This window comes from Nocardioides sp. GCM10028917, assembly GCF_042666175.1.
In the GTDB taxonomy this organism is placed as follows: Bacteria; Actinomycetota; Actinomycetes; order Propionibacteriales; family Nocardioidaceae; genus Nocardioides.
In genome coordinates this window covers 233,208-259,929 of sequence record NZ_JBHTFL010000008.1, presented here as the reverse complement: position 1 = coordinate 259,929, position 26,722 = coordinate 233,208, and the positions used below count along the sequence as shown (strand labels likewise).

General features: G+C 72.1%; 30 protein-coding genes and 1 pseudogene. 12 read left to right on the top strand and 19 right to left on the bottom strand.

Features of this window, described 5'->3' with window-relative positions; translation table 11 throughout:
* Positions 1 to 67 precede the first annotated feature (67 nt).
* The 4 genes from ACFQW6_RS17735 (at position 68) to ACFQW6_RS17720 (ending at position 5,012) form a co-directional block, all read left to right on the top strand.
* Entirely contained in the window at positions 68 to 2,278 is a 2,211-nt protein-coding gene (locus ACFQW6_RS17735) for an MMPL family transporter (RefSeq protein WP_378548382.1), read from the top strand.
* Positions 2,275 to 3,171: an ATP-binding cassette domain-containing protein gene (locus tag ACFQW6_RS17730; protein WP_378548379.1), complete on the top strand. Its 897-nt coding sequence runs from the start codon at positions 2,275 to 2,277 to the stop codon at positions 3,169 to 3,171. The genes ACFQW6_RS17735 and ACFQW6_RS17730 overlap by 4 nt, the downstream gene beginning before the upstream one ends.
* Positions 3,172 to 3,236: 65 nt before the next feature.
* Positions 3,237 to 3,971, top strand: coding sequence for an ABC transporter permease (locus tag ACFQW6_RS17725; RefSeq protein ID WP_378548376.1), 735 nt, complete (start codon positions 3,237 to 3,239; stop codon positions 3,969 to 3,971).
* Between the two features lie 426 nt (positions 3,972 to 4,397).
* Complete coding sequence (locus tag ACFQW6_RS17720) at positions 4,398 to 5,012, top strand: histidine phosphatase family protein (protein WP_378548373.1); 615 nt, start codon at positions 4,398 to 4,400, stop codon at positions 5,010 to 5,012.
* Between the two features lie 9 nt (positions 5,013 to 5,021).
* Here ACFQW6_RS17720 and ACFQW6_RS17715 read toward each other — a convergent pair whose 3' ends face one another.
* The 9 genes from ACFQW6_RS17715 to ACFQW6_RS17675 all read right to left on the bottom strand — a co-directional run bounded on the left by ACFQW6_RS17715 (position 5,022) and on the right by ACFQW6_RS17675 (position 13,109).
* Complete coding sequence (locus ACFQW6_RS17715; protein ID WP_378548370.1) at positions 5,022 to 6,122, bottom strand: zinc-binding alcohol dehydrogenase; 1,101 nt, start codon at positions 6,120 to 6,122, stop codon at positions 5,022 to 5,024.
* Positions 6,119 to 7,114, bottom strand: a complete 996-nt coding sequence (locus ACFQW6_RS17710) for a Gfo/Idh/MocA family protein (protein ID WP_378548367.1) — start codon at positions 7,112 to 7,114, stop codon at positions 6,119 to 6,121. Before ACFQW6_RS17710 ends, ACFQW6_RS17715 begins: the two co-directional genes overlap by 4 nt.
* Positions 7,111 to 8,241 (bottom strand): glycosyltransferase, encoded by a 1,131-nt coding sequence (locus ACFQW6_RS17705; RefSeq protein WP_378548364.1) that lies wholly within the window; start codon positions 8,239 to 8,241, stop codon positions 7,111 to 7,113. The genes ACFQW6_RS17710 and ACFQW6_RS17705 overlap by 4 nt, the downstream gene beginning before the upstream one ends.
* A complete protein-coding gene (locus ACFQW6_RS17700) occupies positions 8,238 to 9,218 on the bottom strand; it encodes a glucosyl-3-phosphoglycerate synthase (RefSeq protein ID WP_378548361.1) in 981 nt (326 codons plus the stop codon). The genes ACFQW6_RS17705 and ACFQW6_RS17700 overlap by 4 nt, the downstream gene beginning before the upstream one ends.
* A 212-nt stretch (positions 9,219 to 9,430) precedes the next feature.
* Positions 9,431 to 9,655, bottom strand: a complete 225-nt coding sequence (locus tag ACFQW6_RS17695) for a hypothetical protein (protein WP_378548358.1) — start codon at positions 9,653 to 9,655, stop codon at positions 9,431 to 9,433.
* Positions 9,656 to 9,744: 89 nt separating this feature from the next.
* Positions 9,745 to 10,392 (bottom strand): hypothetical protein, encoded by a 648-nt coding sequence (locus tag ACFQW6_RS17690; RefSeq protein WP_378548355.1) that lies wholly within the window; start codon positions 10,390 to 10,392, stop codon positions 9,745 to 9,747.
* On the bottom strand, positions 10,389 to 11,231 hold the full coding sequence (locus tag ACFQW6_RS17685; protein ID WP_378548352.1) for a DUF2382 domain-containing protein: 843 nt from the start codon (positions 11,229 to 11,231) through the stop codon (positions 10,389 to 10,391). Before ACFQW6_RS17685 ends, ACFQW6_RS17690 begins: the two co-directional genes overlap by 4 nt.
* A gap of 88 nt (positions 11,232 to 11,319) precedes the next feature.
* Entirely contained in the window at positions 11,320 to 12,147 is an 828-nt protein-coding gene (locus ACFQW6_RS17680) for a hypothetical protein (protein WP_378548349.1), read from the bottom strand.
* 185 nt (positions 12,148 to 12,332) lie between these two features.
* Positions 12,333 to 13,109 (bottom strand): TetR/AcrR family transcriptional regulator C-terminal domain-containing protein, encoded by a 777-nt coding sequence (locus tag ACFQW6_RS17675; protein ID WP_378548346.1) that lies wholly within the window; start codon positions 13,107 to 13,109, stop codon positions 12,333 to 12,335.
* A 157-nt stretch (positions 13,110 to 13,266) separates the two neighbouring features.
* Here ACFQW6_RS17675 and ACFQW6_RS17670 point away from each other — a divergent pair, with 157 nt between their 5' ends.
* Positions 13,267 to 14,877, top strand: coding sequence for a M28 family peptidase (locus tag ACFQW6_RS17670; protein WP_378548343.1), 1,611 nt, complete (start codon positions 13,267 to 13,269; stop codon positions 14,875 to 14,877).
* 80 nt (positions 14,878 to 14,957) lie between these two features.
* Here the strand turns inward: ACFQW6_RS17670 and ACFQW6_RS17665 are convergent, their stop codons facing one another.
* Positions 14,958 to 15,851, bottom strand: coding sequence for a DMT family transporter (locus ACFQW6_RS17665; protein WP_378548340.1), 894 nt, complete (start codon positions 15,849 to 15,851; stop codon positions 14,958 to 14,960).
* 83 nt (positions 15,852 to 15,934) lie between these two features.
* On the opposite strand from ACFQW6_RS17665, the gene ACFQW6_RS17660 reads away from it, so the two are divergent.
* Positions 15,935 to 16,813, top strand: coding sequence for a LysR family transcriptional regulator (locus ACFQW6_RS17660; protein ID WP_378548337.1), 879 nt, complete (start codon positions 15,935 to 15,937; stop codon positions 16,811 to 16,813).
* Here ACFQW6_RS17660 and ACFQW6_RS17655 read toward each other — a convergent pair.
* The 3 genes from ACFQW6_RS17655 to ACFQW6_RS17645 are packed head-to-tail and all read right to left on the bottom strand — an operon-like array spanning position 16,788 to position 18,697.
* A complete protein-coding gene (locus ACFQW6_RS17655; protein ID WP_378548334.1) occupies positions 16,788 to 17,636 on the bottom strand; it encodes an alpha/beta fold hydrolase in 849 nt (282 codons plus the stop codon). The genes ACFQW6_RS17660 and ACFQW6_RS17655 overlap by 26 nt on opposite strands.
* Positions 17,637 to 17,672: 36 nt before the next feature.
* Complete coding sequence (locus tag ACFQW6_RS17650; RefSeq protein ID WP_378548331.1) at positions 17,673 to 18,014, bottom strand: DUF2200 domain-containing protein; 342 nt, start codon at positions 18,012 to 18,014, stop codon at positions 17,673 to 17,675.
* Positions 18,015 to 18,064: 50 nt separating this feature from the next.
* The gene (locus ACFQW6_RS17645; RefSeq protein WP_378548329.1) at positions 18,065 to 18,697 is read right to left on the bottom strand and encodes a hypothetical protein; all 633 of its coding nucleotides are present in this window, start codon (positions 18,695 to 18,697) and stop codon (positions 18,065 to 18,067) included.
* Positions 18,698 to 18,880: 183 nt separating this feature from the next.
* Here ACFQW6_RS17645 and ACFQW6_RS17640 point away from each other — a divergent pair, with 183 nt between their 5' ends.
* Together ACFQW6_RS17640 and ACFQW6_RS17635 are read left to right on the top strand one after the other, a co-directional pair.
* Positions 18,881 to 19,342 carry a DUF4383 domain-containing protein gene (locus tag ACFQW6_RS17640; protein ID WP_378548326.1) on the top strand — a complete coding sequence of 154 codons (462 nt, stop codon included), beginning with the start codon at positions 18,881 to 18,883 and terminating at the stop codon, positions 19,340 to 19,342.
* A gap of 16 nt (positions 19,343 to 19,358) precedes the next feature.
* On the top strand, positions 19,359 to 20,162 hold the full coding sequence (locus ACFQW6_RS17635) for an MBL fold metallo-hydrolase (protein ID WP_378548323.1): 804 nt from the start codon (positions 19,359 to 19,361) through the stop codon (positions 20,160 to 20,162).
* 11 nt (positions 20,163 to 20,173) lie between these two features.
* Here ACFQW6_RS17635 and ACFQW6_RS17630 read toward each other — a convergent pair whose 3' ends face one another.
* Positions 20,174 to 20,914, bottom strand: a complete 741-nt coding sequence (locus ACFQW6_RS17630; protein WP_378548320.1) for a BTAD domain-containing putative transcriptional regulator — start codon at positions 20,912 to 20,914, stop codon at positions 20,174 to 20,176.
* A 262-nt stretch (positions 20,915 to 21,176) separates the two neighbouring features.
* Between ACFQW6_RS17630 and ACFQW6_RS17625 the strand changes: the two genes are divergently transcribed.
* The 3 genes from ACFQW6_RS17625 to ACFQW6_RS17615 are packed head-to-tail and all read left to right on the top strand — an operon-like array spanning position 21,177 to position 23,549.
* Entirely contained in the window at positions 21,177 to 22,097 is a 921-nt protein-coding gene (locus ACFQW6_RS17625) for a manganese catalase family protein (RefSeq protein ID WP_378548317.1), read from the top strand.
* Positions 22,098 to 22,117: 20 nt separating this feature from the next.
* On the top strand, positions 22,118 to 23,197 hold the full coding sequence (locus tag ACFQW6_RS17620) for a putative manganese transporter (RefSeq protein ID WP_378548314.1): 1,080 nt from the start codon (positions 22,118 to 22,120) through the stop codon (positions 23,195 to 23,197).
* Positions 23,198 to 23,237: 40 nt separating this feature from the next.
* Positions 23,238 to 23,549, top strand: a complete 312-nt coding sequence (locus ACFQW6_RS17615; protein WP_378548311.1) for a hypothetical protein — start codon at positions 23,238 to 23,240, stop codon at positions 23,547 to 23,549.
* Here the strand turns inward: ACFQW6_RS17615 and ACFQW6_RS17610 are convergent.
* From ACFQW6_RS17610 to ACFQW6_RS17590, 5 genes are all read right to left on the bottom strand, one after another.
* Positions 23,454 to 24,161, bottom strand: coding sequence for a hemerythrin domain-containing protein (locus ACFQW6_RS17610; RefSeq protein WP_378548308.1), 708 nt, complete (start codon positions 24,159 to 24,161; stop codon positions 23,454 to 23,456). The two genes, ACFQW6_RS17615 and ACFQW6_RS17610, sit on opposite strands and share 96 nt — an antisense overlap.
* 94 nt (positions 24,162 to 24,255) lie before the next feature.
* Positions 24,256 to 24,852 carry a DUF3618 domain-containing protein gene (locus ACFQW6_RS17605; RefSeq protein WP_378548305.1) on the bottom strand — a complete coding sequence of 199 codons (597 nt, stop codon included), beginning with the start codon at positions 24,850 to 24,852 and terminating at the stop codon, positions 24,256 to 24,258.
* Positions 24,828 to 25,268, bottom strand: coding sequence for a phage holin family protein (locus tag ACFQW6_RS17600; protein WP_378548302.1), 441 nt, complete (start codon positions 25,266 to 25,268; stop codon positions 24,828 to 24,830). The genes ACFQW6_RS17605 and ACFQW6_RS17600 overlap by 25 nt, the downstream gene beginning before the upstream one ends.
* A 14-nt stretch (positions 25,269 to 25,282) precedes the next feature.
* Positions 25,283 to 26,167: a hypothetical protein gene (locus tag ACFQW6_RS17595; RefSeq protein ID WP_378548299.1), complete on the bottom strand. Its 885-nt coding sequence runs from the start codon at positions 26,165 to 26,167 to the stop codon at positions 25,283 to 25,285.
* Positions 26,164 to 26,331 carry a hypothetical protein gene (locus ACFQW6_RS17590; RefSeq protein WP_378548296.1) on the bottom strand — a complete coding sequence of 56 codons (168 nt, stop codon included), beginning with the start codon at positions 26,329 to 26,331 and terminating at the stop codon, positions 26,164 to 26,166. Before ACFQW6_RS17590 ends, ACFQW6_RS17595 begins: the two co-directional genes overlap by 4 nt.
* Before the next feature lie 58 nt (positions 26,332 to 26,389).
* Between ACFQW6_RS17590 and ACFQW6_RS17585 the strand changes: the two are divergent.
* Positions 26,390 to 26,722 (top strand): annotated as a pseudogene (locus ACFQW6_RS17585) (hypothetical protein); the annotation flags it as partial.

Genomic DNA, 26,722 nt, shown 5'->3' with positions numbered 1-26,722 from the left:
CATCCTCACCGGCGAGCCGCGTCCCTAGCGTCGAGGCATCTCGATCCTTCGTCCTGAGGAGCCCGACATGTTGGTCAATCTCGCTGACTGGTGCTTCAGGCGCCGCCGCGTCGTCGTCATCACGTGGCTCGGCGCGCTGGTCGCGTCCTTCCTCCTGGCCGGTGCCGTGGGCGGTGAGTTCCGACAGGACTACCTCCAACCCGGCTCGGAGTCGAGGGCGGCCTCCCAGGCACTTGAGAAGACCTTCCCGCAGCGCTCGGGTGACACCGTCCAGGTGGTGCTGCACGCCGAGCAGGGGGTGAGGTCGCCCCAGGTGCGGGGCGAGGCCGAGGCGCTGTTCGCCGAGGTGGCTCGCCACGACGACGTGGTCGGGATCGCCAGCCCGTTCGCCGAGGGCGGTGCCGCCCAGATCTCGGACGACGGCACGACGGCGTACGCCGACGTCGCCCTCAGCACGACGGTCAACGAGTACACGCCGGCGCGCGCCGCTGCCCTCGTCGATCCCATCCTCGAGGCAGGCGACAACTCCCTTCAGGTCGAGGTCGGCGGTCCGGTGGCTGCCCTGTCGCAGGCGCCGCCAGTCGGCTCGGAGGTGGTCGGACTGGTCGCGGCCGCCGTCATCTTGCTGTTCACGTTCGGCTCCGTGGTCGCGATGGGGTTGCCCCTCATCACCGCGCTGTTCGGCCTCGGTGTCGCGATGGCGCTCGGAGAGGTGCTCCGGCGCGTGGTCGACGTCCCAGACTGGGCTCCCGCGACGGCGGCGATGGTCGGCATCGGCGTCGGTATCGACTACGCCCTGCTCATCGTCACCCGTTACCGCACCAGCCTCGCCGCCGGTCAGGACCCGCGGCGCGCGACCTCCACCGCGATCGCGACCGCCGGTCGCGCGGTCCTGTTCGCCGGGATCACGGTCATCGTCTCGATGCTGGGCATCCTCCTGATGGGCCAGCCCGCGATGAACGGGTTCGCCTTCACCGTCGTGCTCGCGGTCCTGGTCACCGTCGCAGCATCTCTGACGCTACTGCCAGCCATGCTCGGGTTCACCGGTCATGGCATCGAACGCCTGCACGTCCCGTTCGTGAGCAGGCAGGCCCGTCCCTACGACGCCTCCCGCTGGTTCCGCTGGAGCCGCTTCGTCCAGCGGCGTCCCTGGGTCGCCGCGATCGGCGGACTGGCGGTACTCCTCGCGCTGGCCGCGCCGTTCCTCGGCATCCGGTTCGGCTTCCCCGACGCTGAGAACGACGCGCCGACCTCCACCAGCCGCCAGGCGTACGACCTCCTGGCAGAGGGATTCGGCCCCGGCTTCTCGGCACCGATGGTGCTGACCGTGCAAGGCGCGGCCGCCGACCTCCAGGGCGCCGCTGACCAGCTCGGGGCCACGCTCGGCCAGGTGGACGGGGTGGCCTACGTCGCACCCGCGATCGTGAACGAGGTCGGGGACACCGCGGTGCTCACCGTCACCCCGACCACGTCACCGCAGGACGCCGTCACCGAGAAGCTCGTCGACCTCCTGCGCGAGGACGCGATCCCCACGGCCACCGCGGACACCGGTCTGACGGTCCACGTCGGCGGCATGATCGCGGCCAACCTCGACTCCACGCGGGGGACCGCGGACCGGCTGCCGTTCTTCTTCGGCGGCGTGCTGCTGGTGTCGTTCCTGCTGCTGATGATGGTGTTCCGCTCGGTCCTGGTCCCGCTGAAGGCGGTGCTCATGAATCTTCTGGCGACCGGCGCGGCGTTCGGAGTCCTGGCCCTGGCCACCGGCGGCGGACCGCTGGGAGACCTGGTCGGCATCCCCGAGGCGACGCCCGTCCCCATCCAGCTGCCGATCGGCATCTTCGCGATCCTGTTCGGCCTCTCGATGGACTACGAGGTGTTCCTGCTCTCGCGGATCAAGGAGGAGTACGACCGCACCGGCGACAACGCCCTCGCCGTCGCAGACGGCCTGGCCAAGTCGGCTCGCGTCATCACCGCCAGCGCCGCTGTCATGGTGACCGTCTTCTTCTCCTTCGTGCTGGGCGAGTCCGTGCTCACGAAGATGTTCGGCCTGGGGCTCGGCGTGGCGGTCCTCATCGACGCGACCCTCGTCCGGATGGTGCTGGTCCCCGCGACGATGGAGCTGCTCGGCGATCGCAACTGGTGGCTGCCGACCTGGCTCGATCGCCTGTTGCCCCACATCGACGCCGAGGGCCGAGATGTGACGGACGTGCCAGCAGAAGCCCCGGAGCTGCCGGCCGCGCCCGTTCCGGTGCCGGCAGGCAGCGGTGCCCCCTCATGATCACCGTCGAGGGAGTGACGAAGACGTACCACCGGTTCACCGCGGTCGACGACGTCAGCTTCACCGCCCGCGCCGGCCGGGTCACCGGATTCCTCGGCCCCAACGGAGCCGGGAAGTCCACCACCATGCGGATCATGGTCGGGCTCACCCGAGCCACTGCGGGCAGCGTCACCATGGCCGGACGGCGCTACGTCGACCTGCCCAACCCGGGGCTCGAGGTCGGCGTGCTGCTCGACGCCTCTGCCCAGCACGCCGGTCGCACCGGCCGGGAGATCCTGACCGTCGCGCAGATGTACATGGGCCTGCCGCGCAGCCGCGTCGAGGAGATGCTCGAGGTCGTCAGCCTCACCCAGACCGAGGCGTCCCGGCGGGTCGGCAACTACTCCCTGGGGATGCGCCAACGACTCGGCATCGCCGCCGCCCTCCTCGGAGAGCCGGAGGTGCTCATCCTCGACGAGCCGGCCAACGGCCTGGACCCGGCGGGCATCCGCTGGATGCGTGACCTGCTCCGCGGCTACGCCGACCGCGGTGGCACCGTCCTGCTGTCCTCCCACCTGCTCCACGAGATCGAGGTCATCGCCGACGACATCGTGATGATCGGCAACGGCCGGATCGTCTCGCAAGGCTCCAAGATCGAGCTCCTCCACGCTCCCGGGACGGTTGTCCGTGCGGCGGACCCCCGCCTGCTCAAGGACGCGCTCGGCGAGCTCGGCATCGCCACGACCAGGTCCGGCGACGGCGCCCTGCACACCGACGCGGACCCCGGCCTGGTCGGGAAGGTGGCGCTGGAGGCCGGCGTCGCCCTGATCGAGCTGCGTGCCGAGGACGCCGGACTCGAGGACATGTTCCTCGAGCTCACCGCCACCTCCCAGCGAGAAGGAGCAACGACATGACTGCCAGCGCAGCACAAGCCCTCCCGAGTGGAGTTCCGTTGCGCCACGGGCTGACGTTGGCACGGGTGACGCGGGTCGAGCTACGCAAGATGTTCAACACCCGCTCCGGGTTCTGGTTGATCGCCAGCATCGCCATCTCCGCGGTCCTCGCGACTGCTGGCGTCATCCTGTGGGCGCCAGACAACCAACTGACCTACTCCACCTTCGCCACCGCCATCCGGTTCCCCGTCGTGGTCATCCTCCCGCTGATCGCGATCCTCTCGGTCACCAGCGAGTGGAGCCAACGCACCGGGCTGACGACCTTCACCCTGGTTCCACACCGCGGCCGGATCATCTCGGCCAAGGCCGTCTCCTCGGTCCTCATTGCCGTCGGGGCCATGGTGCTGACGTTCGCGGTAGGCGCCATCGGCAACCTCGCCAGTGCCGCCGTGACCGGTACCGCCTTGGTGTGGGACGTGACCTGGACCCAGTGCCTCTACTACGTCCTCGGCATGATCCTCAGCCTGCTGATCGGCTTCATGCTGGGCGTGCTCATCCGCTCATCGACCGGGGCCATCGTGGCCTACTTCGTCCTCACGTTCGTGCTGCCCACCATCTTCGGTCTGCTCGCGGAGAGCCAGCAGTGGTTCCGCGGCCTGCAGCCGTGGGTCGACGTCCAGTTCGCCCAGAGCGGACTGTTCGTCTTCGACCAGGCACTGACCGGTGAGCAGTGGGCCAACATCGCCGTCACTGGTCTCACCTGGCTGCTGATCCCCCTGGCCATCGGCCTCGCGTTCGTCGTACGGGCAGAGGTCAAGTAGCCGCTCCCGCTCCGGACCTGCTTGCTCACCCTCCATCGCCTCGAAGGGCACCACCTTGACTCACGCAGATGCCCCCATGGCCACGACCTTCTCGACAATTCACGGCCGCCACCTACCCGCCACATACGTTCCGTTCTCGTCCGCCATGGGCAGACACACTCCGCACCGGACCGTGTGGTCCCTCCACGGGAACACGAGAAGATCCGTGATCGTCCGAGCTCGTCCGTAGCGCTCGATCTCTCCCAGAGGTCGCAGGTTCAAATCCTGCCCCCGCTACAAAGTGGAACCGCAGGTCAGAGGCGGTTCTCCGGAGAGATCCGGGAAGCCGCCTCTGACTGTATTTCGGGCCTCGTGGGCAGTTCGTGGTCAGACCTTGCCGTGCCGACCTCCGTCCGCACGGCGCAGACGCGAACTAGGGTCGGTGTCGTGACCGAGGTCCTTGTCGTACGTCACGGCCAGTCGACGTGGAACGTCGAGCATCGCTTCACCGGGCAGGCCGACCCGCCCCTGTCGGCGCTCGGCGAACGGCAGGCGCAGGCGCTTGCGGCGACGTGCCGGGGACGCTCGGTGGACGCCGTGGTCACCTCCGACCTGCAGCGGGCCCACCGGACGGGCGAGGTCGTCGCAGGGGTCCTGGGCTTGTCGGCGCCAGTGGTGGTGTCCGACCTGCGGGAGCGCTGGAGCCAGTGGATGACGGGTCGCACGCGCGACGAGATCGAGACCGCGTACCCCGGGACGCTCGCCGCCTGGCGTCGTGGTCGGCCGGTCGCAGCGCCGGGGCCCCACGAGGAGTTCGCCGCCTTCACCGACCGCGTGCTCGACGGTCTCCTGGCCGCGGCCGGGCACGGGCGTCGTGTCCTGGTCGCCGCCCACGCCGGGACCTTCGTCGCGCTCGGCGCCGTCTTCGACGTGCCCGGCCCGGAGGTCGCGAACGCGGAGGGGTGCGTGGTGCAGGTGGAGGGCGATCGCGTCGCGCACGTCACCGGACGTCTCGAGCTGTCGTCGGAGGAGGTCGAACGCACCGGGCGGGCCGACCCGTGAGACCGGGCGCTACTGGCCCTCGGCGTCGACCGTGAACACGGCCGACACCACGTGCCGCTGGTGACCGGCGACCTCCAGCATGAGTCGCGGCGCGTCCTCCAGCGGGACGACCTCGGTGAGCAGGTGGTCACGCACCTCCTCGCCGCAGCGGCGGAGCAGTCGCACGGTCTCGGCCGAGAGCCGAGCCCGGTCCCAGTGGCCGGCGGTGCCCCGGGGGGTGCGGCTGATCTGGGCACACCGCACGGTCAGGCCGTTGTGGTGGAACTCCTCGCCGAGGCGTACGTCGTCAGCGCCGCCGGTGTAGAAGGCCAGGTCGACGACGACACCTTGCGGCCGGAGCGCCCGTAGCGCCGTGGCGAGGGCGTGGGGGCGGCCACGGCACTGGAACGCGACGTCGGCGCCGTGGTCGCCGGGACCGTGGCGCCACCGCGCCTTCAACGCGAGCGCCGGGTCGTCCGCCTCGTCGAGGGCGAGCAGGCCGAGGTTCGCCGCCACCGCTCGACGGCGCGGGTCGGCGTCCACGACGGCGACCTCGTCGGCGCCGTGCTCGCGCACGAAGAGCGCGGTCAGGAGCCCGATCAGTCCTGCGCCCGTGACCAGGACGCGACGGCCGGAGACACCTGCTCCGAGGTGGTCGACCGTCGGGCCGACGGCGTCCGCGGCTGCGTGCAGCAGCCCGTTGGCGCAGATCGGCCCCAGGTGGGCGACGTAGACGCCGAGCACCGGGTCCAGGTCGGCGGGCAGGGGGACGACGTGCTCGTGCACCGGGTCGGCGACGTGCGCCGTGGCATGGCCGTAGGCCGCCGCCACCAGGTCTCCCTCGGCGAAGGCGGGGGAGCGGCTGCGGGCCACGCGCGCGACCTCCATGTAGCCGAGGCGGGTGACGGGGTAGCGCAAGGCGTCGGCCGTGCCCCGGAACAGGCCCATCTCGGCGTCGTGGGCGCGAGCGAGGCCGGGGTGGTCACCCTTGACGAAGGTCAGCTCGGTGCCGGCGGAGAGGCCGGTGGCGACCGTCTCCAGCAGCAGGCCGCCGTCCGGCACCTCGGGCAGGTCCTCCACCACCAGCGAGAGCTCGCCCGGAGCGGTGACGACGAGGTTGCGACGTTTCACGACTGACCCTCCTCGCGGAGGCGGACGGGCTCGCGCCGCCGCGCGGACTCTGCGAGCGCGCAGGCGAGGCGGTGAGTCCGCAGCGCCTCCTCGTAGGGGGCGCGGGTGGACTCGCGCTCCCCGCGAACGGCCGCGACGAACTCACGGTCCACCACCTCCCGGGGGTCGTCGGTCGGCTCGACCACGTCTCGTCGTTCCCCGTCGTCGACGGTGAGGGAAGCCTCGGTGAGCTCGAGCACGAGGCCGTCGCTGAAGGTGTGGAGGGCAGCGCGGTGCTTGGTGCGCAGCAGCGAGGTGGCCGCCAGCGTGGCGACCGTCCCCGAGGCGAAGCGGATCGTGGCGGCGGTGGCGTCGTCCACGTCACCGCGCGGCGGGCCACCGTCGCTCTCCGCGGGGTCGGGCGCCCGGAGCGCCCCCGCGGCGTACACCTCGACGGCCTCGCCGAGCAGGACGCGGGCGACGTCGAGCACGTGCGTCAGCTGCTCGACGACCTGTCCGCCGGACCGGTCGCGGTGGGGCCACCACGCGACGGGAGGGCGCTTGTCGAGCCAGTAGCCGGTGGCGAGCACGGCAGGGGAGGCCTCCAGCCGCTCGCTGGCGGCTTGGACGGTGTCGAGGCAGCGCCAGTGGTAGCCCGTACCGGTCACCACGCCGGCCTCGGCCACGCGGCGGGCCAGGTCCTCCGCGACCTCCGGTCGCACGCTCAAGGGCTTCTCGACGAACAGCGGGAGACCGCGCTCGAGCACCTCGCGCTCCGGCTCGCCGTGGGCGAACGGCGGCACGCAGACGTACGCGCCGTCCGGACGGCACTCGTCGAGGGCCTCACCGGTGGAGGAGTACGCCGTGGCACCGCATCGCTGCGCGAGGGAGCGGGCGGCGTCCTCGAGGGGGTCGATGATGCCGACGACGTCCACGTCGGGGATCGCCGACAGCACCTCGACGTGTCGTTGTGCCACGCCGCCGGCTCCCACCACCACCAGCCTCGTGCTCATGGCGCCTCCGAGAGCACGCGGTCGTAGCGGTCGAGGTAGCGGCGCGCCATGACGTCCGGGGTCCACGACGCCGCCGCGGCGCGGCAGGCGCCGGGATCGAGGTCGTCGACCTTGCCGAGGTGGGCGGCGAGGTCCTCCTCGGTGTCGGCGAGGAAGCCGGTGACACCGTGCTCGACGAGGGCGGGCAGCACGCCGCGTGGACTTCCGACGACCGGTATCCCGCGGGTCAGCGCCTCGACGACGGCGGTGGCGCCGGGCTCGTCCCACCGCAGGGGGCTGAGCAGGGCGGCGGCCGACTGCAGAAGGCGCTCCTTCTCCTCGCCGGCCACGCCGCCCACCCATCGGACGTGGTAGCCGTCGAGCTGGGGCCTGACCCGGTCGACGAAGAAGCGGACGTCCGGGTGCGACGCCAGCTTCGTGTCGCCGTCGGCCAGCCGGCGTTCGAGCTCTTCCGGATCGCCCACGCCTCCCACCGGTCCGGCGAGCACCAGCGGGCGCCCCGCTCGTCGGGCGACGCGCGCGGCGACGTCCTGCGCCTTGTCCGCGGTGATGCGCGCCAGCACGACCACGTGGTCGCCCCGCTCCACGTCCAGTGCGACCGGCGGGGGGACCGCGAGGGGCACGTGCTCGACTGCCTGGCGGCGCAGGTTCTCGGGAGCACGGTCGACCTGCGACTGGGAGACGCCCGCGAAGCGCACCCGCCGGTGACCGTCGAACGAGCTGTAGAAGTCGCGGTGCTTGCGCAGGTCCCAGTGCAGGGTCTGCAGCGTCGGCGGCACCCTGTCCCCGGCAGCGCCCAGGACGGCCGGGCCGACGACCTCGAGGTGGTCGTGCACGAGGTCGACCTCGTGGTCTCGGAGCCAGGCGAGGACGCCGTGCATGTGGGCGTGCGCGATGCCCGAGACCTGGTTGTAGGGCTGCGCCACGGACTCGAAGCGCGGGGTGCCGAGGGGCGTGACGAGGTGGTCGACCTCCAGCGTGCTCGTGCCGACGGTGGCGAGGGCGACCTCGACCCCCAGCCGCCGCAGCTCCGGCACCAGCGTCGCGACCACGGTCTCGATGCCGCCGTAGCCGATGGGCGGGACCGGCAACCAGGGTCCGGCGTTGACGAGCACGCGCAGACTCATGCGGACGGCACGCGGTCCGACCGGGGGCGGTACTGCTGAAGGGTCGCCGCAGGCGGCCGCTCGTCGACGCCGACGCACGACACCAGCGGCACGAAGGCGCCTCGGTCCCGGGCGAACTGGGTCAGGTCGGTGCTGGGATCCACAGTGGGCAGTGCGCGGCCGTGGAGCTCGAGCCGGGACAACAGCGCGAGGTACACCTGTCCCGCCATCCGGCACAGGGCGTCGTCCGGGGAGTTGCGGTGCACGCGCCGGCCGAGGTCGACCTGTGCCAGGCCGTCGAGCCCCACGTCGTGCAGCACGTCGACGAGCATCGCGATCTCCACCCCGTAGCCCGAGACGAACGGTAGGCGCTCCAGCAACGCCCGGCGCCCGGCGTACTCGCCGGCCAACGGCTGCACGACACCGGCCAGCTCGGGGAAGTGGACGTTGATCAGGGGGCGGGCGAGGATCTCGGTCACCCGCCCACCACCGGCCGGCAGCACGGTGCGGCCGTCCGTCAGGGGGCGGTCGTAGATGGCCTTGACGAAGTGGGTGCGCGGGTCGGCCAGCAACGGGCCGATCAACCCCACGGCGAAGCCGGGGTTGAAGTCCCGCAGGTCTGCGTCGAGGAACACCACGACGTCGCCCGTGGTCACGAACAGGGACTTCCACAGCGCCTCGCCCTTGCCGGGCCGGTCGCCCAGCTCGGGGCGGACGTCGCACTGCCGGTGCACGGTCGCCCCCGCGGCGCGGGCCTCATCGCCGGTGCGGTCCTCGGAGCCGGAGTCGATGACGACGACCTCGTCCACCAGCGGCAGCTCGTCGACCAGCTCACGACGCAGCCGCCGGACGATGTCGCCGACTGTCCGCTCCTCGTTGCGTGCCGGCAGCACCACGCTCACCGACGTCGATCCCTTCGCCCGCGCGAGAGCGGCACGGTCCCAGTCCGCCATCCTCGACGTGCGGCGCGCGAACCACGCCTCGACGTCGGTGCGCACGTCAGCCTGCCGGGCGGTCGTGTCGCGTCATTCCGACGCGAACCGTTCGATCGGGCATGACGGCCCCCTTCCTGGCGGGGTGCGCGGACGTGGTGCACCGTTCACTACCCATTCCGACGGGCTGCATACGTGCCGACGGCCGTCGCGAACGACCCGGTGCGTGGGGAGCCTGCTGGGAGGCGTACGCGCCACCGGGCGGCGGGGTGAGGCTGCTAGAGGACCGCGCCGCGAGGCGCGACCTCCACCGCGGCAACCCCGCGTGCGTACAGCACCAGGAGGCGGTCGCCGTGCCTGCAGCGGAGCAATCCGGTCTCCTCCGAGAGCGTGCTGACGACGTGGTCGATGACCTCGTCCTCGCTGGCCGCGCTGTGGTCGTCGTACGTGACATCCATGCTGTCACCGCTGACGAGCCGGACGCGAAGCACAAGCCCTTCCATGCCCCGCACCCTAGACGCGCTGAGGACGCGAGGCGACATGGACGAGCCGCCCGTTCCGGTGGTGTCCGGAACGGGCGGCTCGAGTGGGATCAGGCTCCGAGTCCCGTGCGGTCCACCTTGCGGTGGAACCGCATGCCGGCGAGGCCGCCCAGGATGGCACCGCCCAGGCTCGCGACGACGGCTGCGACGGCGGTGATGATGCCACCGGTCGCGAGGTCGCCTTCGCTGATGGGCACGCGCGGCAGGCTGTTCAGCTGGGACAGCACGTTGTACTCGCTGCCCGCCACCGCGACGACGATCGCCACGACGATGGCGATGACGAGAGCCCACAGCCACACGGCGATGCCCTGCTTGGCCCCGTCGAACCGTGCCATCCGGCCGGCGACGTAGCCGCCGGCGTAGTAGGCGATGAACAGGACGACGAGCAGCGCGACGGCTCCGACGATGCCGACGGTCTGGGCGTTCTGCGTGGCCTCGCGCTCGGCCTGCTGGGGGCCTGAGAGCGCCCCTAGGCCCACAGCGGTGCCGATGGCGCTGAGCAGCGCGGTCACGAGGATGGCCGTTCCGGCGGCGGTGAGCCAGCCGAAGAAGGCCGAGCCCCACTTGATGCCGCCGTGCTCCTCCTTCTCGCGCGCGAGGACCGTGTGCCGGTCGGGCACCCCGTCCCCGTCGGTGTCACGCACGTCGCCGTGCACCGCGCCGGTGTCGTGACGCGGCTGCTCGGAGCTGGTGCTCACCGGGTCCCTCGGCGGTCGTCCACATCGCCCTCGGCCTCGATGTGCTCCTTGCGGACCTCCTCGGTGACCGTCTCCTCGTCGGTGACCGTCTCGGTGCCGAGCTTGACGCGCTCGACCGGCTCAGCGGTCTTGCCGACGACCGCGCGCTCCTCCGTCAGGACCACCTCGTGCTCCTCCTCGGAGATGGCGGGTCCGGACAGCGCGTCGTCCCGGTTCTCGCCGGTGACGGGCTCGGTCTCGAGGACGGCGCGCTCCTTCTTGACCGGCACGGTCACGGTCTCCTGCTCGGTGGTGACGTACTTCCGCAGCCGGGCGCGGCCCGCCTCCTGCGAGGTCGTGCCGACGTCGAGGCGCTCCTCGGAGCGCGTCATCGCGTCGTCGGTGTTCGGACCCGAGGTGTCGTGGCCCTCGCCGGTGAACGTGCCGGTGGTGGTGTCGGCCGTGCCGGCCGTGCCCGCCGTGCCGGTGGTGCCGGTGGCGAGGCCCGTGTCGCCGTCGGCGAAGCCGGAGTCGCTGGACCGCTCGGAGTAGGTCATGCCGTAGTGCTCGTAGAGGCGTCGCTCCTCGGACTGGTCGAGGTGCCCGCTGTCGACGTCGACGTTGGGGGCGTCCTTGACCTGGTCCTTGGTGAAGGGAACACGTACGCCGTCACCGGTGACGTTCGCGTCGGCAGCGGGCACGAACGACTCGTTCATCCCGAACAGTCCGGTGTTCACGGTCAGGAACTCGGGACGGTCGGTGTCGTCGTCGAGGAAGACCTGACCGATCTTGCCGATCTTCTCGTTGTCGCTGGAGTAGAGCGTCTGGCCGATGAAGCGGCCGTGGTCGTTGGTGTTCATGTGCGTGTTCTCCATTCAGTTGATCGGCGAGCGGCCCGGGGTCCGGGCCACCTCGCCCCTTCGTTGGACGGTGGTCTGACCCGAGGGGTCAGTACTGCCGCGGCGAGCTGTCGTAGCCGGTGCCGTTGGTCTGGTCGGCGTTCTGGTCGTAGACCGCCGTGCTGCCACCGACGTGGGTGCCGGTGCTGGTGCTGGACGCGGTGGTGCCGTTGCCCGACGGGGCGAGGTCCTGGGCGGCCGACCGCGCCTGGTCGCGTACGGACGGTGCGGACTCGGCATGCGCCTTGAGGCGCGGAGCCTCGCGCTCGGCGGTGGACAGGTAGCCCTCCCACCGCTGCTGCATGGGGCGGATGAGACCCCCGCCGACACCGACGATGATGACGCCGGCGACGGTGGCCAGGATCGCGATGAGCACCGGCGTGGTGACCGTGGTGGCCACGCCGACCTGGTTGAGCGCGGCGATCACGCCGAGGAGGAGGATGAAGGCCGAGGCGATGTTGGCCAGCGCGCGGCCGTAGGACAGCCCGCCGATCATGTTCTCGAGCAGGCCCTTGACCGCGGCCGCGATGGACGCGGCGACGACGAGGATGATGATCGCCACGACGAGGCTCGGCAGGAAGCGGATGACGTCCTCGATCAGGCGACTGATCGGGTTGGCACCGAAGACCCCGAACGCGAGCTGCAGGACGAACAGCAGCAGCGTGTAGTAGATGAGCTTGGCGACGATGTCGCTGGCGTCCATCTTCGAGCTCGACAGGGCGCGCTTGATGCCGCCCCGCTCGACTGCCCGGTCGAAGCCGGTCCGCTCGAGCAGCGCGTTGAGCGCCTTGGCGATGACCTTGGCGATGATGATGCCGATCACCAGGATCACCAGGAACAGCGCCAACTTGGGCACGAACTCGGCGATCGTGGTCAAGCCGTCACGTAGTGCGTCTCTCATGAGTCCTCCGTCTGCGGCCGGCGCACGCACGTCCCGGCACGGGGAGGGGACGTCGGCGCACGGCCGTGTGGATGTACGGGTTTACGGTGTAAGCCGTACCCGTCGGCGGAGGGCCGATGCGGATCCGAGGAAATTCCACCCTCAGGGAGGGATCAGGGAGCTCAGTCCGTGAGGTGCTCGTTGCGGGTGACGGCGAGGCGGTCCAGCAGGGCCTCGAGTGCCTCTTCGAACTCGACGGCCGAGTGGTCCTGGGACAGCGGTTCGCGGAGCCGCGCGACCGTGGGATGGTCGGCGAGGCCCGGCGCACCGGTCTGGTCGTCGAGGACGTCGAGGGGTCCGACGTCGGCGCCGTGCACGGCGACCTCGAGCAGGAGGTGGCCGAGGAGGAAGCTGGTGTACGCGCGGTAGCCCTCCAGCGCGGCCTCGTCACTGAAGCCCTCGGCGAGGAGCCCGGACAGGAACGTCTCCACCCACTCGAGGCTGCGCAGCGGTGGGCGCAGCCAGGGCGCCTCCGCCGGACGCGATGCCACCAGCGGGAACGCCTTCGGGTGAGCCAGCGCCATCCGCCTGACACCGTGCGCCAGGCGTTGCAGGAAGTCCTGCCACCCGTCCTGCGGCGCGTCGAGGACGACCTCGTCGGCGCGCACGCCCGCCACGAGGTACTCCACCACGGCGTCGAGGAGCTCCTCCTTGCTGGGGACGTAGCGGTACAGCGCCATCGCCTCGACGCCGAGCTGCTCCCCGAGCCGACGCATGGTGAGGCCGGGCAGGCCGTTGGCGTCGATGAACTCCAGGGCGGCCTCGACGATGCGTTCGCGACTGAGGGGGACCCGCGCCGACGGCGGCGGCTCGTCCTCGACCGCCGCTCGGTCCGCATCGGGGTAGTCGACCGGGCTGCTGGCGCGGTCCTCGGCCTCGTCGCTGCCTTCGTCGCTCACGATGACATCCCCCTTCGGCACCCGGTCGCCCTCGCTCCACGGTAGCGGGGCCCTGGTCTGGACCGTCTGCCCACTCATCCGCAACGGGTGACTCGGCGCGCCCTCGCCCGGCCTAGGGTCCGAAGGATCCCTATTCCCCCCGCGCGCAGGAGATCCCATGTCCAGACGGTTCCACCTGGCCGTGTCCGCGGCCGCGACAGCGGCCCTGATCGGTGCCATGACCACCCCACCGGCGCACGCCGATCCGAACAACAACACGGTCCGCAAGCTGACAGAGGCCGTGACGGTGGACGGGGTGGTCGACCACCTCGAGGCCTTCCAGGAGATCGCCGACGAGTACGGCGACCGAGCCGCGGGACGCCCGGGCTACCAGGCGTCCGTCGACTACGTCGTCGAGCAGCTCGAGGCCGCGGGATACGAACCCACCGTCCAGGAGTTCGAGTTTCCCTACTTCGAGGAGAACTCGGAGCTGATCAGGGTCTCGCCGAACCCTCGCACCTTCGTCAACGGCACCGACTTCCTTCGCAACACCTTCGACTCCGGGAGCCCTGAGGGGACGGCGACGGGTTCGCTCGTCCCTGTCGGGCTCGTCATCGACCCGAGCCTGCCGCCCAACAGCAACTCGAGCGGCTGCGAGGCCGCCGACTTCGCGGGCTTCCCGGTCGGGGGGGTTGCCCTGATGCAGCGGGGCACCTGCGGCTTCTCGATCAAGGCCCTCAATGCGCAGGCCGCTGGGGCCTCCGCTGTCGTCATCATGAACGAGGGTCAGCCGGGCCGTACCGGCCTGCTCAACATGATCGGTGACGCCACCGGCCTGACGATCCCGGCGGTCTTCGCAACCTTCGAGGCCGGCGCCGACCTCGCAAGCACTCCCGGCGCGACGGTCACGGTGACAGTCGACTACGCCGCCGAAATCCGTACCGCCTCGAACGTGCTTGCCGAGACCGCCGATGGCAACGACGACAACACGGTCATGGCCGGGGCTCACCTCGACAGCGTCCAGAACGGCGCGGGCATCAACGACAACGGCTCCGGCAGCGCCGCGCTCCTCGAGACCGCCATCCAGATGGCGAAGGTCAAGCCCACCAACACGGTGCGGTTCGCCTGGTGGGGTGCCGAGGAGGAAGGTTTGCTCGGCTCGGAGTACTACGTCGACCAGCTGAGCGACGAGGAGGCCGAGGACATCGCCCTCTACCTCAACTTCGACATGGTCGCCTCGCCCAACTACATGTTCGGCATCTACGACGGGGACAACTCCGGCGGGACCGCGGCACCCGGCTTCATCCCGGCGGGCAGCGCCCAGATCGAGGACGTCTTCGAGAAGTTCTACGCCGACCGCGGGGAGCCCTCGCAGGACAGCGAGTTCTCCGGTCGCTCCGACTACGGGCCGTTCATCGCGGTGGGCATCCCGGCCGGTGGTCTCTTCACCGGCGCGGAGGTGCCGAAGACCGTTGCAGAGGCGGCGCTCTACGGTGGCGTGGCCGGCGCGGCGTACGACCCGTGCTACCACGAGCCGTGCGACAACCTCACCGGAGAAGGGCAGAACACGGCCCTCTACGACCAGCTGCGCGCGGACTACACCCTCATCGGGAACATCAACGTGCACGCGCTGGACGTGAACTCCGACGCCATCGCCACCGCGGTGCTGACGTTCGCCTACGACACGTCGACCGTCAACGGCGCGCCGGGGCACCCGGGTCGGGGCCAGGTCAAGCCCGGTGAGTCCGAGCGGACCCTCGCCGCGATCAGGGACCAGCGCACCCGCTGACGCACGACGACGGACGGGTGAGGGCGGGTCGCCAGCGGGCGGCCCGCCCGCGCCGTGCCAGCGCACGGTCGCCCGGGCGGTCAGGCCGGGACCAGGCCCGACCCGTCCACCGGCGCGGGCTCGTCCGCGCGGGCGCCGGTGCGCTCGGCACCGATCCCGGCGGCGACGACGAGCAGGATGCCCACGACGGCGATGCCGTTGGGCACCTGGCTGAGCACGAGGAAGCCGATCACCAGGGCGAAGGCCGGCTCGAGGGCCATCAGGGTCCCGAAGGCGCCGGTGGTGAGCCGGCGCAGCGCGAGGAGCTCCAGGGCGAAGGGCACGACGGGCAGCAGGATCGCCAGCCCCAGGCCGTACAGCAGCAGCTCGGGCGTGAGCTGCCCGACGACACCCGGGCCCGCGACGAAGGTCGCGACGAGGGCGGCGACGGGCATCGAGACCGCCAGGCCGCCCAGCCCACCCACCGCGTCGCCGACGCGCTGGGTCAGCAGGATGTATGCCGCCCAGCAGACGGCGGCGCCCAGCGCACACGCCACGCCGACCGGGTCGGCCGCGCCCGTCCACGGCTGGGTCAGGAGGAGCACGCCGACGGCAGCCACCGCCGCCCAGGACCGGCCCACGCCGCGGCTGCGCCACACGGCGATCGTGAGGGGACCGAGGAACTCGAGCGCGCTGGCCGTGCCGAGGGGGAGGCGGGCCACGGCGGCCATGAAGAGCAAGGTCACCCCGGCGGTGACCACGCCGAGCGCGGCACCCGACCACAGTGCCTCACGCGAGTACAGCGACAGTCGGGGGCGGACGAGGACCAGGAGGAGGATGCCCGCCCAGAAGAGCCGCAGCCAGGCCGCGCCCGACGCACCGAGGTCGTCGATGAGTCCGACGGAGACGGCCAGGCCGAGCTGCACGCAGAGCATCGACGCGACAGCCATGGAGGCGCCTGCGCGGGCTCCGGATCGGAGGGTGGTGGAAGCCATGGCCCCAGTAGACGGCGGTCCGACCGTTCGTGTCCACGTGACTTTGCTGGACAGTCTGTTCGTCCTATCGACACAATAGAGCCATGGACGTCCGACGCCTCCGCATGCTGCTGGAGCTATCGCGCCTCGGCTCGATGCACGAGGTCGCCGACGCGGTCGGGACCACGACGTCGAGCGTGTCGCAGGGGATCGCCGCGCTGGCCCGCGACGTCGGGAGCCCGTTGCTCGAGCCCGACGGCAGGCGGGTGCGGCTCACGCCGGCCGGACGACGGCTGGCCGACCACGCCGTGACGATCCTCGCCGCCGTCGAGGCCGCGCGGCTCGACCTCGACCCGACCGCGGAGCCGGCCGGCGTGGTGCGCGTCGCAGGGTTCGCCTCCGCGATCAGGAGGTCGCTGCTGCCGGCGATCGACGACCTGCGCTCGACCCACCCTCGCCTCGAGGTGCGCATCCACGAGTACGAGCCGCTGGAGTCGCTCGACCTGCTGGCCCGCGACGACGTCGACCTGGCCCTCGTCTACGACTACGACCTCGCGCCGGCGGAGTGGCGCGACGACCACGTCGTCTCCCCGCTGTGGGACCTCGAGTGGGGGATCGGCGTGCCGACGCGTGACCGGCACCTGGCGCTCGCCGACCTCGCCGACCGCGACTGGATCGTGAACTCGCGCCACACCGCGGACGAGGACGCGCTGCGCACCCTGGCCTCGCGGGCCGGCTTCGTGCCGCACGTCGTGCACCGCATCGACGCGCTCGAGCTCGTCGACGACCTCGTGGTGGCCGGACGCGGGGTCGCCCTGCTGCCACGGGGGCGAGCGTCGCGACGCGGCGTGAGCGTCGTACGCCTGCGGGACCCGGAGGTGCGGCTGCGCGCCTATGCGGTGACCCGGCGCGGGCGGGGAGGCTGGCCGCCGCTGCGGGCGGTGACGGACCGGTTGGTCACCGCCGCGCCTCGACGTCCGTGACGTGGCCGAGGACCTCCTCGGCGACGACGTCGGGGTGGGTCCGGGGCGCCCAGTGACCGAGGGGCAGGTGGTGGCGCCGGAGGTCGTCGCACCAGGGCTCGCTCGCCGTGAGCGACGACTCCCGGATCGCGGGGTCGCGGATGAGCGCGAGCTGCAGCACCGGCACGGACGTACGACGCTCGCGGGGCCGGCGGCCGACAGCGACGTTGCCTCGGTAGTAGCGCAGCCCGGAGACCATCTCCCGGCCGCCCAGCACCCGCAGGACCGGAGGTGCCAGCGGCGAGACGAGGAACGGGACGTAGGAGGAGGAGAGGCCCTGGCCGGCCAGGCGGGTGACCGCGGCCGGCGTGGGATGCCGGAGCGTACGACGCGTCCAGGCGGCCACGTGGTCGAGGTTGGGTCCGCTGATCGAGGTGAAGGAGGCGATGCGGTCGGCTGCGCCCGGCTCGCACACCGCCTCCCACGCCTGCACCGATCCCCAGTCGTGGCCCACGACGTGGGCAGGGCGGTCGGGGCTCGCGTCGTCGACGACGGCCATCAGGTCGGCGGCGAGGTGGGGGAGGGCGAAGGCCTCGTGGGAGGCGTCGGTGGGGGACAGGCCCTGGCCGCGCGTGTCGTAGAGCACGACCCGCAGGTCGGCGGCGAGCCGCTCGGCGACCGGCAACCACATCCGGTGGGTGTCGGGGTAGCCGTGCACCAGGACGACCGCGGGGGCGTCGGGATCGCCGGCCTCCTGCACGGCCAGGTCGACCCCGTCGCCACGGACGGTGCGGCGACGCCATGACAGGTGCGGGTCGGGGAGCGGGTCCGCGTGGAGGTGCATGGCGCTAGGTACCCCCGGACACGGTTGTCCAGTGGCTCAGGCCCGCAGCACCTTGTCCATGGGCCGGCCCTTGGCGAGCTCGTCGACCAGCTTGTCGAGGTAGCGGATCTGCCGCATGAGCGGGTCCTCGACCTCCTGCACCTTGACGCCGCACACGGAGCCGGTGATCTGGTCCGAGCGGGGGTTGAGGTGCGCCGCGGCGAAGAACTCCTCGAACGTCGTGCCGTCGTCGAGGTGGGCCCGCAGCTGCGCGGCGTCGAAGCCGGTCAGCCACTCGATGACCTCGTCGACCTCCTCGCGGGTGCGTCCCTTGCGCTCCGCCTTGGCGACGTAGTGGGGGTAGACCGAGGCCACGCTCGTGGTGAAGATCCGGTGCACGGTCCGAGGATAGGGCGGACGACGGACATCCGTCCCGGCTGGTGCCGGGCTCAGCCCTTGTCGGTGTCCGCCGCCCGGCGCAGCACCTCGGACTCGCTGGCCACGGCCTTGACCGTGGCCGGGTCCATCAGCGGCTCGGTGCCCGGCTGGTGCAGGTCGGTGTCGGTGGTGTCGGGGTTGAACCCCTCTCCCGCAGCGGGGATGCCCGACGGCGTGGTGATGTCGTCGGTGCTCGTCGCGTCGAGCTCGGCCTCCACCTCGGCCTCGCTCAGCCCGAGGGCCGGGGCGAGCACGGCGGCCTGCTTCGACGGCGCCTTCTTCGCGGCAGCCTTCTTCGCGGGCGCCTTCCGGGCCGCGGCCTTCTTCGCGGGCGCCTTCTTGGCCGCGGTCTTCGCGGCTGGCACCTTCTCGGCTGCCGAGGACCGGCGCGTACCCAGCATCGGGTCGACGTCCGTGGACGCGGGCCGGTCGGCAGGCTGGACGGGCTGGTCGGCGGACTGGTCGGCAGGCCACGGCGCGGACGGGGCCGGAGCCGAGCCCGACACCTGCTCGATGACCCGGGCGACGACGCGGGCCGTCGTGCGGACCCCGGTGGTCGCGACGCCGACGGACGTCCCGATGACGGCTGCGGCGGCGTGGGCGGGGAGCGTGACGGCTCCGGAGACCAGGCGGATGGGGTTCACCAGCGATCCTCTCGTCAAGGTTCTCAAGGTTCTCGGTCGGGACACACCAGTACCCCGATCGGCGCCGCACAGACCGTGACCTGCGCCACCTCACTCCGGGTGGGAGCGATGTGTGCGGCACCGGTCAGAGGGTACGTAGCGGGCCCACGCCGAGCGGCTCGGCGTGACGAGAGAGGAGCTCCCATGACAGAGAACACCCGTCTCCGGTCCCGGTCCACCGCGTCCGGGACGCCCGTCCAGGCAGCGGCCGCCCTTGTGGGTGCCGTCTTCCTGCTCGTCGGGGTGCTGGGGTTCATCCCCGGCATCACCACCGGCAGCCTCGAGGGGGCCGGGCACGAGTCGCACGCCGAGCTGCTCGGGATCTTCCAGGTGTCGGTCCTGCACAACGTGGTCCACCTCCTCTTCGGTGCGGCCGGGATCGCGTTGGCGCGGAGGCCGTCGAGCGCGCGGGCCTTCCTCGTCGGCGGCGGCGTGATCTACCTCGGGCTGTTCCTCTACGGGCTGATCGTCGACAAGGACTCCCAGGCCAACTTCGTGCCGCTCAACACCGCCGACGACTGGCTGCACTTCGTGCTGGGCGCAGGCATGATCGCCCTCGGTGTCGTGCTGGCCAGGCGGCCCGGCACGACCGGCGTCCGTCGCTGAGCACCGGCAGCCCACGATGACGACCGGCGACCGACTGCACTTCATCGGCACCGCCACGACCGTGATGTCGCTGGGCTCCTTCACGCTGCTGACGGATCCCAACTTCCTGCACCGCGGCCAGCGGGCCTACCTGGGATGGGGCCTGTCCAGCCGTCGGCTGACGGAACCGGCGATCGAGCCCGAGGCGCTCCCGGCGCTCGACGCGGTCCTTCTCTCCCACCTGCACGGCGACCACTTCGACCGGGTCAGCCGTGAGCGCCTCGACCGCTCCGCGCCGGTGCTGTCGACGCCGCACGCCGTACGCCGTCTCGGCCCGTGGGGCTTCGACGCGCACGCACTGCGGACCTGGGACCAGCACGTCCTCACGAAGGGCGCCGAGGAGCTGCGGGTGACCGCGGTCCCCGCCGTGCACGCGCGCGGGCTCCTCGGCCGAATGCTGCCGCCCGTGATGGGAAGCGTCCTCGAGCACCTCGTGGACGGACAGGTACGGCGCCGCGTCTACGTCAGTGGGGACACGCTGACCGGCGACCACGTGGACGAGGTCCGCGAGCGGTTCCCCGACATCGAGGCCGCTGTGGTCCACCTCGGTGGCACGCGGGTGCTGCTGCGCACGGTCACCATGGACGGGCGGATGGGCGTCGACTTCGTCGAGCGCACCCGCCCGCGGGTCGTGGTGCCGGTGCACCACGACGACTACACCGTCTTCCGGTCGCCGCTCGGCGACTTCGTCGAGCGCGCCGGTGCCGCCGGGCTCGCCGAGCGCCTGAGGTGCCCGGAGCGCGGTGGGGTCGTCAGCCTCGACCCGAACCCCCTCGGCTGAGGCTGCCGGCCTCAGTCCCGCCCTGCCGGGAGGTCCACCGGCCGCCCGAGCAGGGGGGCGACCAAGCGGCGGATGGTGGCGCTGGGCGCCAGGCCCAGCTCGGAGGCCAGTAGCCGGCGGTAGTGGTCGTACTGCCGGAGCGCCTCGGCGTGGTTGTCCTCCGCGAGGTGCACCTGGATCACGCGTCGGTGCGCGCTCTCGCGCAGCGGCTCCGAGCGCACGGCGCCCAGCCCCGCGCTGAGGGCGTCGTGGTAGCGACCGGCGTGGCACAGCAGGTCGGCCCCCCGCTCCAGTGCGTGGAGGCGCCGCTGCCGGAACGACTCCTGCTCCACCGACAGCCAGTCGTCGTGCCAGCTGGGCAGCAGGTCCTGCGTCAGCAACGACAGGTCCGGCAGCTCCTCGACAGCGGGTGCGTCGCTGCCGCACAGCACCCGCGCCTGCTTCTCCGCCTCCCAGAGGTCCACGCGCAGCTCGGGGTGCAGCCACACCTCGAGCGCGTCGCCGAGCACGAGCGCCCGACCCCGGTCGCGGGGCAGCCGCCACAGGACCGACCGCAGGGTGGAGGTCGCGCGGGCGGGGTCGGAGTCGGGTCGCATCATCTCGGCGAGCGCACTGCGTGAGGCGCGCCGACCCTGGTGGACGACGGCGAGCAGCGCCAGGAGACGGCGCGCGCTGGCAGGCACCGGGTGGGGTTGGCCGTCCACCTCCAGACGGAACCCACCCAGCAGGCTCAGCCGTGCCGTCAGTGCCACTGCGCCTCCCCAGATCGCGTGCGCGGACAGTGCCCCACGGGCCTGCGTCCGATGCATGCCGGTGACGCCGCCGTGACGGCCCGTTGCAGGACCGGCGGCGTCGGCGGAGACGCGCGAGCAGGCGGAGCCTGCACGCGGGTGAGGACCCCGCTCGCACGCCGCTGCTGCCGCGACCGTCACGGGCCCCGAACGGGGCTCCGGAAGCGTGGACCACCGGGAGCGACCGGCGCTCCAGGCTCGACCCGATCGCGAGGAGAACGACATGTACCGGCACACCAAGGAGCTCCAGTGGAGCGCCAAGCCCGAGCGTCCCGACGCTCTCTACGCCGCCAAGCTGCAGGAGGTGATCGGCGGCCAGTTCGGCGAGATGACCGTGATGATGCAATACCTGTGGCAGGGCTGGGCCTGCCGCACCCCGGGCAAGTACAAGGACATGATCTTCGACATCGGCACCGAGGAGATCGGCCACGTCGAGATGCTGACCACGCTGCTCGCCCGGCTGCTCGAGGGCGCGCCGGCCGAGACCCAGGCCGAGGCCGCCGCCGCCAACCCCGCGCTCGCGGCGGTGCTCGGTGGCCAGAACCCCCAGCAGGCCATTGTCAGCGGCGGCTTCGCGATGCCGACCAACAGCCAGGGCGTCCCGTGGAACGCCGGCTACATCGTGGCCAGCGGCAACCTGCTGGCCGACTTCCGGCACAACGTCGCCGCGGAGGCCCAGGGCCGCCTGCAGGTCTCCCGGCTCATCGGCATGACCGACGACCCGGGGGTGAAGGAGACGCTGTCGTTCGCCCTGGCCCGCGACACCTTCCACCAGCAGCAGTGGCTGCTCGGCATCGAGCAGCTCATCGAGGACGGCCACACCGACGGCCTCGAGGACTCGCGCAAGGACGAGGAGGCCTCCGAGCACGCCAGCGTCTTCTACAGCTTCCACGAGGGCAGCACCGCCCACGAGGGTCGCTGGGCCCAGGGCACCACGCTCGTGGGCGACGAGGAGATCCGCTTCGAGGAGGGACGCGCGCTCACCGACGACGTGCAGGAGCTGCCCGCACCGGACCCGCTGCAGTTCGCGACGTACGACGGCTCCAAGGGCCCCGGCAAGCCCGGGAACGCCGGCGTGGCCTACGCGCAGGGAGCGCAGAACCTGGTGAGCAAGGCCAAGGAGAAGCTCACTCCCGGCGAGTGAGCCGACGGCGAGCACCCGTCATGACCGAGCTCCTGCTGCGCCCGCTGGCGGACGCCTTCATGCAGGTCGGCGTCTTCGTCGCCCTCATGGTCGCGCCGTTCGGCTGGGCCCGCTGCCGGTGGGGCCACCGCCTCGACGCCGCTCTCGAGCGGCGTCGGGCGGCGGGCCCCCTCGTCGCGGCCGCCCTCACCATGCCGCCCGGTTGCGGCGGCGCGATCCTGGTGATGGCGGCCTACGGGCGCGGCGCGGTGTCCTACGGCGCGGCCGTCGCCGCCCTCGTGGCGACGATGGGCGACGCCTCGTGGGTGCTGCTCGCGCACGACCCGTGGCTGACCGTCCAGCTCAAGGCGCTGCTGCTCGTCGTCGGCACCGTCAGCGGCCTGCTCGTCGACGCGCTGGGCATCGACCCGCGGCGGCGTGGGAGGTCGCCGATCCCCCCGGCGGTCGCGCCGACCCCGGCGCCGTCACGGCCGTTGGTCACCGCACCGGTGGTGCCCCGACGGGGCCTCGTCCTCCACGACGTGGGCGCGCTGCCGGTGCTCCTGTGGCTCGCGATCGGCGGTGGCGCCACCGTCAGCGTCCCCGTCACCTTCCAGCTGCTCGACCCGGAGACGCTCTACCTCGTGCTCGGCGTGCTCGGCGCGGCTGTCGCGCTCGTCGTCTTCGTGCGCGGCGGGTGCCGTCTCGCGGACGACGACGAGGGCAGCGCGACCGAGACGTCGATGGCGGCGGTGCTGCGGCACGGAGGTCACGAGGTCGCGTTCGTGACCGTCTGGGTCGCCGTCGCGTACCTCGCCTGGTCGCTGCTCACCCACGTCACCGGGTTCGACGGCTCCCAGCTCCCCGTCCTCGGGCTGGCGGGCGTGCTGGTGGGCGCCCTCATCGGCCTGGTGCCCGGCTGCGCGGTGCAGATCGTCTTCGTCGGCATCTTCGCCGCCGGTGGCATGCCGCTCGCGACCTTCGTGGCCAACACCATCAGCCAGGACGGCGACGCGCTGCTGCCGCTCCTGGCCCTGGAGCACCGCTCGGCGCTCCTCGCCACGGTGCTGACCACCGTTCCCGCCCTGCTGGTCGGGCTGGCCTTTCTCGTCCTCACCTGACCCACGACCGACCTCGACCGACTCCCTGGAGGTAGCACCCATGAGCACCCATGTCCCAGCCCGCGTCCCCACCCACGCCGCCGCCCACCTCGCGCGCCCGCTGGCCGGTCCGCTGCACCTGTCCCTCAGCGACCGGCTCCAGCTGACCCTGGCGCTCTGCTGCGCCCTGACCGGGACGCCCTGGGGCGTCACGATGGCGGTGGTCGTCCTCGGCGTGCTCGCGGCGCGGCGCTCGGCCCGTCGGGCCGTGGACCGCTCAGTCGCGGTGCGTCGAGGGGTGCTCACCACGCCGCAGCACGCCGGTCCGCTCCACGCGGCCGGCCGCCCGCGCCAGGCCGTCGCTCGCCCGTGACGCCGGACCGTGCGCCTTCGGGAACCGGCGCACGGATGCGTCGAGCAGGTCCCGCCCGTGGTCCAGCACCGTCAGCGGCAGCGCGGCGAGGGCGTTGCCCGGCGGGCGTCGGGAGACGACGGGGTGCGGGCGGGTGGGGGCCGTGCGACGCACGGCCTCCCAGGCGACGCCCAGCACACGCAGGCGTCGTACGCCGACCGCGTCCTGCAACCGGGGGAGGAGCTCGTCCTCCTCGTCACGCACGTCCTCGCGCAGGACCTCGGTCAGCCGCACGATGGCGGTGCTCCGGGCCGGGCTGCCGGAGGGCAGCTGCTCGAGGGAGGTCCAGAGCTCGTTGACCTCCTGGTGCTCCTGCTCGACCTGCAGCGTCAGCGCCTCACCGTCGGGGAGGACGCGGCGCGCCTCGGGCCAGAGCACGGACTCCTCGGCGAAGGCGTGCGGGAAGACCAGCCGGGCGATCGAGTGGAGCGTGGCCTGCTCCTCGACGCCCGGGGAGCTGTGGGCGAGGCGCTTGAGGAGCCGGTCGAGCCGCTCGTGGTCGCGCTTCTGCCGGGTGAGGATGCTCAGGGGCCCGCCGAGCTGCTCGATGTCCTGGTCCGCGAGTGAGGTCATGCATCGCCGTACCCACTGGGGTCGAACCCCACGCGCAGCGAGCCGGCCCGCCCCCGGGTGGGGACGGGCCGGCTGTGCTGCGGGTGGACCGGGATCAGGACTGGGTCTGCGAGCGGACCTCGTCCACTCCCGACTGACCCTCGGACTTCACCTTGCCGGCGCTGTCGGAGGCCGTGTCCTTGACCTCCTGCGCGGCCTGGGCAGCCGTCTCCTTGACGCCGTCGGCGACGTCCTGGGCCACCGACTTCGCCTGGTCCACGACCGGCTGGCCGTGCTCCTTGGCGGCGTCGACGACGTGACCGGCCGCCACGGCCTCCTTCTCGGAGGCGGGGATCAGCGCGGCGACGATCACCCCGGCCCCGAAGGCGACCAGGCCGGCCGCCAGCGGAGCGCCCTGCACCTTGTCCTGGGCGCCGCTGACGGCGCCCTGGGCGGTGCCCTTGACGGAGTCGACTGCCCCGCTGGCGGAGTCCTTGGCGGACCCGGCCGTGCCGGAGGTGGAGGAGCTCACGCCGTGGGCGGTGCCCATCACCTTGTCGCGGACGCCGAGCACGCGGCTGCGCGCCGCCTGCTTGCGCCGCTCGACGATGGCAGACGGGCTCACCCGGTCCTGCAGGGCGTCGACGTCAGCGGTCATCGACTGCCGCGTCTGCTCGATCTCGGACCTCAGTTCTTCTGTGCTTTGACCCATGCTGCGTCCTCCTTGAGTGTCTGCTGCGTCTCCGGCAGCTGCGGGTTGGCGTTCTTGAGCTCCTTGCGGCCCCTCGCCGCGAGGACGGCGCCGACGATCGCCCACAGGATCGTGACGATCAGGAACGCCAGCTCGACGGGCATCCAGTTGTCGAGCAGGTAGGCCAGGGCGAAGCTCGCCAGGATCAGCGTCAGCAGGCCGGCGACGCCGGCACCGCCGAGCATCCCGGCGCCCTTCCCGGCCTTGGCCGCCTCCTCCTTGAGCTCGGTGCGTGCGAGCTCGAGCTCCTGCTTGACCAGCGTCGTCAGGTCGTTGCTCAGGTCGCCCACGATCTGTCCGAGGCTGCGCTCGTCCTCCACACCGGCGACGTGGGAGCCCACCGGGCCCGCCGTGGTCGTCGTCGGCACGGGATCCACGCCCGGCGCCCCTGTCACGGGGTGTCCTGGGTGCGCTGGCCGGGGAGCCCCGACGAGGTGGAGTCGAGGCTGGACGGGGTCGTCAGCGTGGGGTCCGCCACGGGGGTGTCGTACCCCGTCGTGCCCGGGCGGTCGGTGCTCGACTGACCCGCCAGGGGCGCTGCGCCGCTGGCCGTGGCCATCGGGCCCGTCCCGACACCGGTGGTGCCGTACGTCGGGTCGGTCGGGCGGCTACCGTACGTCGTGCCCGTGCCGCCGGACTCGGCGAGCGATGCGGCGGCCGCACCGTCGGCGGTCGCTCGGAACATCCGCCCGGCCACGACGCCTGCGGCCAGCGCGCCCAGGAGGAACGTCCCGGGGCGGCGTCGCGCGAAGTCGCGGGCGTCGTCGAGGAGCTGTCCGGGGTCACGGTTCTCGAGGTGGCTCCCGAGGGCGCGGACACGGTCGGAGACCTCCTGCGCGAGGTCGGTCGCCATGCCCTGCGAGGGGGCCTGTCCCTGTGCCATCTGCTGCAGGTCGTCGCCCAGGGTCCGCAGGGTCTGCGACAGCTTGTCGCGGCCGGTGGTGGCCTGGTCGCTCAGCTGGCTGGTGACCTGCTGCTTCGCCTCACCGACGACGTTGCGGGCCTGCTCGGCCGCGGTCCCGGCGACGTTGAGCGCCTCGTCCTTCGCGGTGCCGGCCACCTGCTTGCCCTGGTCGGCTGCGGTGGACGCGGTGTCCTTGGCCTTGTCGGTCGTGCTCGTGCCGCTGCTGCCTGAGTCGTAGCCGCTCGTGCCGTAGCCGCCCGTTCCGGTGGTGCCGGTGGTGCCGGTCGTCCCGGTCGTGTCCGCGTCGTAGCCGCTGGTGCCGGTGCCGCTCGTGCCGCCGGCGCTGAGTGGGTCATTTCCGTAGGTCGTCATGCGTCCTCCTCGGAGTGGGTGTGGGTGATGCCTGCGTCGGGGTCGGGGTCGGGGTCTGGATGGCTGGCCGGCTCGGAGCCCGGCTCGAGCTGCCCCGGGTCGGGCTCCTCCCCGGTGGGCGTCGGCGGGTCCGCGTCCTGGTCGTGGTGGGATTGCTCGGTCATGCGCGCTCCGTACCCACCGGGTCGTGTCCCAGTCCACCCGAGGGGAGGCAATTCCCAGATGCATGCCACCACCGGCACCGGGGCACTGGGAGCGATGGCTGCCTTTCTCCAGCACTCCCCGCGCCAGCGGACGTACGCCGACCTGACGGACGCCGAGGTCGATGAGATCGGCCGCACCCTGGACGCCCTGCGCGACGAGGTCCTCGCCGACCGCGGCGCCCGCGACGCGGCGTACATCCGACGCGTGATCGCCGTCCAGCGCTGCCTCGAGGTGGCGGGTCGAGTGGTCCTCCTCGGCAGCCGGAGCCGCACCGCGTGGTGGCTGGGAACGGCCTCGCTGACCCTGTCGAAGGTGCTCGACAACATGGAGGTCGGGCACAACGTGCTCCAC